Here is a 9,520-nt window from a genome sequence, read left to right as displayed (position 1 = left end):
AACTAAAACAAAGTACAATCACATTGAAAAATAATCATATTCAGACCCTTTCCTTAGTATTTCTTCTGATTTCAAAGAAAATTTCATTAAAGTTTAAAAAAATTGTATACTTTTTGCTACCACATAAAGTAAAAGAGCACTTTAAAACGTCACCAAAAATAATAACAGGAAAGAAATGAATTCAATAAAAATAATTCTCACAGGAGCAACAGGAATGGTAGGAGAAGGCGTTTTAATGGAATGTCTTGAAAACCCGAACATTTCTGAAATTCTCAGTGTAAGCCGAAAGCCGTCGGGCAAAAAGCACGCTAAACTAAAAGAATACATTGTTTCGGATTTTTTAAAAATAGATCTGAATGATGAAAACTTCAAAGGATATGATGCCGTATTTTTCTGCGCGGGAATCAGCAGTGTAGGAATGAGCGAAGAAGAATACACCAAAATTACCTATGATACAACGCTTCATTTCGCAAAGGCCGTTCTCAATCAGAATCCAGATATGGTTTTCAACTATGTTTCAGGAGCGCACACGGACAAAACGGAAAGCGGAAAAATGATGTGGGCAAGAGTAAAAGGCAGAACGGAAAATGCACTTAGAAAATTAGGATTCAGGGCAGCATACAATTTCCGACCGGGATTTATGAAACCTGTTGAAGGTCAGGAAAATGTAAAATGGTTTTTTAAACCGTTTATTTGGGTTTTCCCTGTTTTATTACCATCAAAATCATTAACTTTACATGAAGTGGGTATTGCAATGATCAATGCCGTATTAAAAGGGTATCCCACCTCAACATTAGAAATTAAGGACATTAAAAATCTTGCGATATGAAGGAAATGTTAAAAAGAATTTTTCTGGTAGCTTTTATTTTATTGGTTCTGACGGCAATTTCAGGATTTTTTTATATGCAGAAACATCCGTTGGAAGGGAATAAGTTTACAGGCAAAAATCTGCGTTTTTCCGGTAAGGTCTCAAAATAAGCTATCATTAGGAATAGTAAATATTAAAAATCGTTTGTCATAAAAACGATTTCCTTATTTCGTGTTTGATTATTTTTATTATTAACTTAAATTTATTCTTATCTCTTATTTATTAATCATTTCTTAAAATTACCTTAAAATCTTTGCAAAGTAGAACCTTCATTTTTGCATAAATTTAAAGTAAGTAAAAAATGATTAACAACTACTTGTTAAAAAGTTCTGTTGTCGCCGCATTCTTTCTTCAGGGAGCGGTTTTCGGGCAGAACGCTCTTATCCACTACTGGAATTTCAACAACAATGCTTCGGCAGCTTCCATCACTACCCCGACTTCCACTTTGTTGGGAGGTTCGATGACTGCTGTAACCAACGGAACTACTGAGGTAGATTTTGCCAACGGAACAGGACAAAACTTCAACGTCGACAATTTGAATGCGAGAAACGGAGATGTTTCAGGAACGCATTTACGCTATAATTTCCCGATCAACGGAAATCTTCAGTTCAATTTACCAACAACAGGGTATAATAATGTTGTAGTGAAATTTACGACAAGAAGATCCGGTTCCGGAGCGGGAACACAAACCTGGAAATATTCTGTGGACGGAACAAATTTCGTTACTTTTCAGACGGTTTCACCTTTAGATGCCAATCCGCAGCTCATTACGTTAAACTTTTCAGGCGTTTCCGGAGTCGCCAACAATCCTAATTTTAAACTTAAAGCTGAATTCTCACAAGGTTCCGGAGGAACAGTGGGCAACAACCGTTTCGATAATTTTACCGTAGATGCAACCCCCATTAGCGCAGCCGATACTACTCCTCCCACCGTAACTTACCTTCCCTCAAACAACACAAATAATGCTTTAACGACTGTAAATCCTACGATTTCTTTTAATGAAAATGTAAGATTAACAGACAATTCCGCGATCAACGATTCTAATGCACAAATGCTTGTCGATTTCCGTCTTGGAAATGCTTCAGGTTCTCAGGTTCCCTTTACAACTGCGTTTTCCAATAATAAAATTACAGTAATCCCGACTGTAGCTTTAATCCCGAACCAAACGTATTATCTGGCTTTAAAACCCAATATGGTAGAAGACACCAGTGATAATGCGGTTACAGCAGTTACTTCCACAACTTTCACCACAGCAGGAACCTCCGTTTCTCTGGATAAAAATTTTATTAAAGTCAATGAAAATGTCGGTACTTTAGCATTTAAAATAAATGTTACGAATCCGTCAAATTCAACAGTGAATTTGGTGGTGAAACCCGCTCCTTTCAGTACAGCAAACAGCAGCGACTTTACACTCGCAAATCAGACCATTAATCTTACTCCTTCCACAACGAGTTATACGGTAAACATCCCGATTATTGATGATACTCTGGAAGAACAACAGGCTGAATATTTTGTGGTAAGCCTTGAAAATCCGGTTGGAGCAAACATTTCCGGAGACAGCAATGCAACGATTTATATTGTAGATAACGATAAACCGGCTCCTGTTCCGTCCCATCAGATTTCTTTAAATTATATCGGAAGTTTTGATCCTTCCGGAACCAACAACAGTTCTACGGAAATTGTGGTTCATGATCCTGCGACCCAGAGATTATTTACCATCAGTTCCATCACCGATGTTTTTGATATTATTAATTTCAGCAATCCTACTTCGCCAACCGTTGTTAATACCATCAACATGGCTCCTTATGGCGGAATTACAAGCATCGCCGTGAAAAACGGAATTATTGCTGCGGCTTCTCCGAACACAAATCCGCAGCTGAACGGTTCTGTAGTTTTCTTTGATATCAACGGAAATTTCCTGAAGCAGGTTACCGTAGGAGCTTTACCGGATATGATTACTTTTTCACCGGACGGAACAAAAGTAATGACCGCCAATGAAGGCGAGCCGAACGATGCTTATACCGTAGATCCGGAAGGAACAATCAGCATTATTGATATTTCGGGCGGAATTTCCAATCTTACGCAAAGCAATGTTACGACGCTTAATTTTAATGCTTTTGATGCTCAGGTTTCTGCATTAGCGGCAACCGGTTTGAGAAAAGTAAGAACAAACAATACGCTTTCTCAGGATTTAGAACCGGAATACATTATCATCAGTTCAGACAGCCAGAAAGCATGGGTCGCCCTTCAGGAAAACAATGCGGTTGCCGAAGTTAATTTAGCCACAAAAACCATTACTGGAATTTGGGGATTGGGTAAAAAAGACATGAGTGTTCCCGGAAACGGTTTTGATGCTTCTGATAACAATGGAGAGATCTTAATTGCAAACTGGCCTGTAAAAGCCTATTTTACTCCGGATGGCATTCAGAATTATAAGGTTGGAGGAACCAATTATATCGTCACTGCCAATGAAGGTGACGAAAAAGACCTTTCAGGATTCAGTGAAAGAACTACAGTAGGTGCGAATGATTATGCTTTAGATCCCGCTATTTTTCCACAGGCTTCTGTTTTAAAAGCTTCTTATAATTTAGGAAGATTCAGAGTTTCCAATGCGACCGGAAATACAGACGGAGATGCAGATTTTGAGGAAATTGCAGCTTTGGGAGCTCGTTCATTCTCGATCTTCAATGCAGATACCAAACAGATCGTCTACGACAGCGGCGACCGTTTTGAGAGATATATTGCTGCCAATCATCCGTTGATCTTTAATGCAGATAATGAATCCAATACTGTTAAAAGCAGAAGCCGTGCAAAAGGTCCAGAACCGGAAGGAGTTGCTTTAGGAAATATTAACGGACAAACGTACGCTTTCATTACACTGGAAAGAACCGGCGGAGTAATGGTTTATAATATTACAGATCCTAACAATCCTGCTTTCACAGATTACAAACATTCGAGAATGACTTCTGCGTACGGAGGCGATAACGGACCGGAAGGACTTATCTACATTGCCCCCGAAAATACAACTACCGGAAAAGGCTATGTAATTGTTGCCAATGAAATCAGCGGTACTTTATCAATGTATGAAATCGCCAATGCGCCGACTCTGGCTACCGGAGAGGTAAAACCGGAAAAAGCAACCTTCAATGTATTCCCGAATCCGGTGGCAAAAGGAAATATCCTGTATTTCAACAGAGCGCAGGATTATGAATTGTATGATATGTCCGGAAAACAGATTGGAAAAGAAAAAAATGCTTTAACAATCGACACTTCGAAACTTTCTACAGGAGTGTATCTTGTAAAAACTTCCGAAGGACACCTGAAAAGAGTTATTGTAAAGTAGATTATATATTATTTAGTTGATTAAAAATGAGCCTCGAATTTTCGGGGCTTTTCTGTTTTAAAGAAATTCAGTAGTTTTAAACTTTGAAATACCATGAAAACGCAATTAGAAGAAATCATCCATCAGGTTTACCATAAAGAAAAACGAAATCTTTTCACTTTTTTAACGGGAGCAGGAATTTCATCCGACAGCGGAATTCCTACCTATCGCGGAACAGACGGAATCTGGGTAAAAGGAACACAGTTTCATAAGCCTGAAGAATTCGGGACACTGAAATATTTTAAGCAAAATCCTGAAGAAGTTTTGAAATATTCTCTTTTCAGAAAAAAAATGTTTGAAAGTGCAGCACCCAATGAGAGTCATTTTCATTTAGCCGAAATTGAAAAGATGCTGCAGGATAGGTTTCATCTGATTACTCAAAATATAGATAATCTTCACCGACGCGCCGGAAATCATCGAATTTATGAAATTCATGGAAATAACCGTGAAATTAAATGTTCGAACGGATGTAAGGAAATTGTACATCTTCCGGAAGAAATTAAAGGCAAAAACATTGATGAAGATCTTACAGCAAAAGAGATTGAATTGCTTACCTGCTCGTATTGCGGACACTGGATGCGCCCGAATATTTTATGGTTTGATGAATATTATGATGAAAAAACCAATAAGAAATTCAGTTCTCTGAAAGTAGCAAAAAACAGCGGAGCGCTTTTTATTATCGGAACTTCAGGAACGACAAATCTTCCTCTTACCATTGCTGAAACTTCGTTAAAATATGGAGCTTATATTGTTGACATCAACACCGAAGACAATCATTTCACGGAACTGATTAAAAATAAAAAGAATAAACTAATTATTCGGGAAAAATCGACTGAGGTTTTAAAGGTGATTAAAGAGATTGTTGAAAATTTATCTGAAATAATTTAAGATGAATCATTCTGAAGTCAATGTTTTAATCAAAAAAGCGTTCAAGGCTAAATACAAAAGTAATTACTGGAATCAGATTACAAAATTAAGAACATTTGTAAACAATGAAATGATTTCAAGATGTTTTGAAATGATATATTCTGATGATGTAAAATTTAAACAAATCGGGATTGATGTTTTATGCCAATTAGGAAATAATCGTGAAAGCTTTGTTGAATCTCTTTTTGATAAAATCTTTAAAATTTTAAGAACCACGTCAGATGAAAATCTTATTTGTACAAGCCTTTTTGCCATCGGTCATAACAACCAATATTTAAAAACAAAGCATTTCAAAACTTTAGAACAATTTAAAAATTCAGAATCTAAAGAAATAAGATATGCACTTACTTTTTCTCTACTCGGAGTTGAGAATTATAAAGCCGTAACAATGATGATAAAACTGGCACAGGACAGAAGCCTCAGAGTGAGAGACTGGGCTACTTTTGGTCTCGGAACACAAATCGAATGTGATAATGAAGATATCAGACATGTTTTGTATAAGAATTGTTTTTCTAAAGACCATCAGATAAGGCATGAAGCTATAAAAGGGCTTGCAAACAGAGAAGATAAGAAGGCAAAAGCTGTAATTTTGCAGGAACTTAAAAGCGAAAGCTACGAAAGCATTTTATTTGATACTCTCTTAAATATAAAACACGGAGAGCAGTATATTCCTGATCTTATGGCTGTCTATGATAAAGTGAGGGATAACAAAAATATTAATCCACAATGGATTGCAGATCTTAAAAACTGCATTGAAATATTAAAAATCAATCAATAATCATGTTTGCATTTTCATTAGATACAGAAGAAAAAGAAAGTAAAATTATTACCTACATTGATGAAGTTAAAAATCTCGAAAGCACTAAGACAAATCTTGGATATAGAGAAATAAGATTGATCGGTATTGAGAATATCGAAAACTTCAGGGCTGAAATTGAGAAAGCGACAAAGATTTATGATAATCAGGGCTTTTTTCATTTACTGGATAAAGATAAATCTATTGTAACAAGCACTTTTATCAGCGGAATTAAAATAATAAAGTCTAAAAAGAGCAACATCACTGTAAGCGGAACAGTCTGGTTTCATCCAAAAGGATTTCATAAATCCTGGAAAATGTTTCTCAACAATGAAATTACCGAAAGAAATTCCTGGAAAAAACTCGATAAAGATGAGTTACAGGGTTGGCTGGTTTTCGCATCACATCATCTGAAGCCTCAACCTGCAAAAGAAAATCTTATCCTCAGGCTTGATGGAAATGATTTTAATAATTTAGACGAATTTTTTTGCACTTTCGGAGAAGAGGTAAATGGAATTGCCGGATATTTTGGCAGACAACTGTATGCTTTATACGATTGTCTTCGGGGAGATTTCGGAGTAAAATCCATTTCTGAGATCACATGGTACAATCATCATCGAAGTAAAAAACTTCTGAAATCAGACTTTGACAGAATTATACATATCTTTCAAGAATTCAAAATTCATGTTATTCTAAAATAAAAAAAATCGCGGCGAAATTCTTTCGCCGCGACTGATTTTTTTAGTGCATATCGTCATAAATCCGTACAAGATCCACTATATTTTTTACCTTAAGTTTTTCAAAAATCTTTTTCTTGTAGGTACTGATCGTCGACATTTTAAGATTAAGACTGTTAGAAATTTCAATATTTCCGTTTCCTTCCGCAAGAAGTTTAAAGATCTGGAATTCCCTTTTCGAGAGTCTTTCTACAGAGTGAATATCGGTAGAATGGGTAACGAGTTTTTTCATCATATCTACCGTGTAATAATATCCTTCTTCCAATATTGATTTTACACTTGCAATAATCTCCTCTTCTGTTGCTCCTTTATTAAGATATCCAGAAGCGCCTTCTTCTATATACTGAATTCCTACATTTTCGTCATAACCCGAAAAGATAAGAATTCTCAAATGTTTCTGTTTCTTCTTCAGTTCCTTCACCATTGCTTTGAAAATACTTTGCGGAATATCAATATCAATAATTAAAAGATCATATACCTTTTGGCAAACTTTTTCTTTGGCTTCAGGATAAGTTTCGGCAAAATCTATGGTACACGGATATCCAAGTTTGGTTTCTAAAATAATTGAGGTTCCCATTCTTACAACATAATGACCGTCAGCAATGAGTATATTTTTCATAGTGTTAGTTTTAAATAAATTTTCTTTACAGAAAATCACTTTTTCGTTCAATTTTACAATTTCAATACAACTTACAGACCAATATTATTTTTTATTGCAATATTTTTTCTCTGATTCGGAGAGTTCTAGAGACACCAACATACTATATAATTCTGAAATTTTCCAAACGTATAATTTTCATTTTTTTATACAGCCGTTAAAAAAACAAGAAACATTTAAAATGTAAGAATAAAAGTATATTACAAGCACACATCCCCATATCGCATTGTAAACAATTTTGTACAAAAATAAGACATATAATATTCACGAACACGTAGAATTAATACTATAAAAATTTCATAATATTATTTAAACTTTTCTTAAAAATAAGAAAGTATAGATTTAAAAACCTGTCTTAAAGCAATATATAGATAATTTAACTTCCTTAAACTATCATACTTTTTTTACAATTTCCTTCTTTTGGGATATTTTCGTGTCAGGATTTATGTTTTTTCTAACAATTCGAACTTCACGAAATTTTTTTTTATAATTATTGAATAATGATGAATTTTATGCAAATAAAAAGACAGACCTTAAAAAGATCTGTCTTATGAAGTATATATTCTGCTATTCTATTCTACATTCAGTACTTTCTCTATTTCCGGAGCGTACTGCTTAATCGTGTTTTCAACACCTAATTTTAAGGTTGAAAAGTTTAATGAACATCCGGAGCAGTTGCCTAAGAGCTTTACATAAACCAGATTGTCCTTCACATCGATAAGCTCGATATCACCGCCATCTTTGTTCAGGAACGGACGGATGCTTTCCAGAGCTTCCAAAACTCTTGTTACGGTATCTTCGTGTGTTATATTTGTTTCCATATTTTTTTCAGTTCAGTTCTGTTTTTCAGATTTGAAAAATCATTATTTTGCTTTTGGTGAGCAACCTGCCATTGTTGTAATCTTAACAGCTTCGGTAGGCGGAAGGTTTTTGTTTCTTTCTATAAGGCTTTCTACCATTTTTCGGGCAGTTGCTGTGTAGATTTCGGCAATTTTAGATCCTTCCTGTAAAGCAGCCGGTCTTCCTACATCTCCAGCTTCTCTGATGCTTTGAATTAAAGGAATTTCTCCCAATACGGGAATTCCAAGATCATCTGCCAAATACTGTGCACCCTGCTGTCCAAAGATATAATATTTATTGTCTGGTAATTCTTCCGGTGTAAAATACGCCATGTTTTCGATTAATCCAAGAACCGGAATATTGATGCTTTCCATCTGGAACATCGCAATCCCCTTTCTTACGTCTGCCAAAGCAACGTGTTGAGGAGTACTTACGATTACGGCTCCCGTTACAGGAACTTCCTGAATAATAGATAAATGAATATCTCCTGTTCCAGGAGGAAGATCAATAAGTAAGAAATCCAGTTCTCCCCAAGCTGCATCGCGGATCATTTGGTTCAATGCCTTTGAAGCCATCGGACCTCTCCAGACAACTGCCTGGTTGGCTCCTGAAAAATATCCTATCGAAAGCATTTTAACGCCATAATTTTCAATAGGCTTCATCAGATTCTTTCCGCCAATTTCTACAGAAATTGGTTTTTCGCCTTCTGTATCGAACATCGTAGGAACTGAAGGACCATAAATATCTGCGTCTAACAATCCTACTTTAAAGCCCATTTTTGCTAATGTTACCGCCATATTCGCTGCAACAGTAGATTTACCAACTCCTCCTTTTCCGGAAGCAATGGCAATAATATTCTGAATTCCCGGAATTTGTTTTCCTTTGATCTGGCTCTGCTGAATTTCGCTAGGTTCCGGAGAAACGATCTTTAGTTTCAGATTGATCTCTTCACCAAATTCACTTGCAAAAGCCTGCTTCATTGCTGCTTCAAGCTTCTTTTTTTCGTGCATTGCAGGTGAGTGTGCCGTCATATCAATATATACATCGTTGCCCATGATTTGTAGGTTATTCACCAAATCGTCAACTTCTATCTCTTTAAGGAAATCCTGAACCTTTTCTTTCGTCAACATAAACTAAATAAATTGTTTACAAATTTACGAAAAATTAAGCTATTTAGAATAAGTAAAGAGACTGATAGATATTTTCTTTTGCAAAAGCGAGATTTGGTAAAAACTTAAAAGCATCTATAAAAAATGAATTATTTCTGATTAATTCAGTATAAAATAGTGTTGTAAGGTTCAACACATTCTGC

At 35.6% G+C, this 9,520-nt stretch carries 9 protein-coding genes; 6 read left to right on the top strand and 3 right to left on the bottom strand.

Annotated features, from left to right (window positions below; translation table 11 throughout):
- Nucleotides 1-175: 175 nt before the first annotated feature.
- The 6 genes from DD829_RS13575 to DD829_RS13555 all read left to right on the top strand — a co-directional run bounded on the left by DD829_RS13575 (nt 176) and on the right by DD829_RS13555 (nt 6,674).
- A complete protein-coding gene (locus tag DD829_RS13575) occupies nt 176-829 on the top strand; it encodes an NAD-dependent epimerase/dehydratase family protein (protein ID WP_108409046.1) in 654 nt (217 codons plus the stop codon).
- A complete protein-coding gene (locus DD829_RS23625) occupies nt 826-978 on the top strand; it encodes a hypothetical protein (protein WP_165762973.1) in 153 nt (50 codons plus the stop codon). The genes DD829_RS13575 and DD829_RS23625 overlap by 4 nt, the downstream gene beginning before the upstream one ends.
- 191 nt (nt 979-1,169) lie before the next feature.
- On the top strand, nt 1,170-4,211 hold the full coding sequence (locus DD829_RS13570; protein WP_108409047.1) for a choice-of-anchor I family protein: 3,042 nt from the start codon (nt 1,170-1,172) through the stop codon (nt 4,209-4,211).
- A 93-nt stretch (nt 4,212-4,304) separates the two neighbouring features.
- Nucleotides 4,305-5,138, top strand: coding sequence for an SIR2 family NAD-dependent protein deacylase (locus DD829_RS13565; RefSeq protein ID WP_116547839.1), 834 nt, complete (start codon nt 4,305-4,307; stop codon nt 5,136-5,138).
- 1 nt (nt 5,139) lies between these two features.
- Entirely contained in the window at nt 5,140-5,955 is an 816-nt protein-coding gene (locus tag DD829_RS13560) for a hypothetical protein (RefSeq protein ID WP_108409048.1), read from the top strand.
- A 2-nt stretch (nt 5,956-5,957) separates the two neighbouring features.
- The gene (locus DD829_RS13555) at nt 5,958-6,674 is read left to right on the top strand and encodes a barstar family protein (RefSeq protein ID WP_108409049.1); all 717 of its coding nucleotides are present in this window, start codon (nt 5,958-5,960) and stop codon (nt 6,672-6,674) included.
- Between the two features lie 40 nt (nt 6,675-6,714).
- Here the strand turns inward: DD829_RS13555 and DD829_RS13550 are convergent, their stop codons facing one another.
- The 3 genes from DD829_RS13550 to DD829_RS13540 form a co-directional block, all read right to left on the bottom strand.
- Nucleotides 6,715-7,329 (bottom strand): response regulator transcription factor, encoded by a 615-nt coding sequence (locus tag DD829_RS13550; RefSeq protein WP_108409050.1) that lies wholly within the window; start codon nt 7,327-7,329, stop codon nt 6,715-6,717.
- 611 nt (nt 7,330-7,940) lie between these two features.
- On the bottom strand, nt 7,941-8,189 hold the full coding sequence (locus DD829_RS13545; RefSeq protein ID WP_076395525.1) for a NifU family protein: 249 nt from the start codon (nt 8,187-8,189) through the stop codon (nt 7,941-7,943).
- Between the two features lie 42 nt (nt 8,190-8,231).
- Nucleotides 8,232-9,338, bottom strand: coding sequence for an Mrp/NBP35 family ATP-binding protein (locus DD829_RS13540; RefSeq protein WP_108411040.1), 1,107 nt, complete (start codon nt 9,336-9,338; stop codon nt 8,232-8,234).
- Nucleotides 9,339-9,520: the final 182 nt, after the last annotated feature.

Source organism: Chryseobacterium sp. HMWF035 (assembly GCF_003094695.1).
Classification (GTDB): domain Bacteria; phylum Bacteroidota; class Bacteroidia; order Flavobacteriales; family Weeksellaceae; genus Chryseobacterium; species Chryseobacterium gambrini.
This window is presented reverse-complemented; position numbering and strand designations above follow the sequence as displayed.

What these genes read in the sequence shown, in the direction of transcription:
- DD829_RS13570 (WP_108409047.1), top strand. Translation starts at nt 1,170, where the DNA reads ATGATTAACAACTACTTGTTAAAAAGTTCTGTTGTCGCCGCATTCTTT.
- DD829_RS13545 (WP_076395525.1), bottom strand. Translation starts at nt 8,189, where the DNA reads ATGGAAACAAATATAACACACGAAGATACCGTAACAAGAGTTTTGGAA.
- DD829_RS13575 (WP_108409046.1), top strand. Translation starts at nt 176, where the DNA reads ATGAATTCAATAAAAATAATTCTCACAGGAGCAACAGGAATGGTAGGA.
- DD829_RS13555 (WP_108409049.1), top strand. Translation starts at nt 5,958, where the DNA reads ATGTTTGCATTTTCATTAGATACAGAAGAAAAAGAAAGTAAAATTATT.
- DD829_RS23625 (WP_165762973.1), top strand. Translation starts at nt 826, where the DNA reads ATGAAGGAAATGTTAAAAAGAATTTTTCTGGTAGCTTTTATTTTATTG.
- DD829_RS13540 (WP_108411040.1), bottom strand. Translation starts at nt 9,338, where the DNA reads ATGTTGACGAAAGAAAAGGTTCAGGATTTCCTTAAAGAGATAGAAGTT.
- DD829_RS13565 (WP_116547839.1), top strand. Translation starts at nt 4,305, where the DNA reads ATGAAAACGCAATTAGAAGAAATCATCCATCAGGTTTACCATAAAGAA.
- DD829_RS13550 (WP_108409050.1), bottom strand. Translation starts at nt 7,329, where the DNA reads ATGAAAAATATACTCATTGCTGACGGTCATTATGTTGTAAGAATGGGA.
- DD829_RS13560 (WP_108409048.1), top strand. Translation starts at nt 5,140, where the DNA reads ATGAATCATTCTGAAGTCAATGTTTTAATCAAAAAAGCGTTCAAGGCT.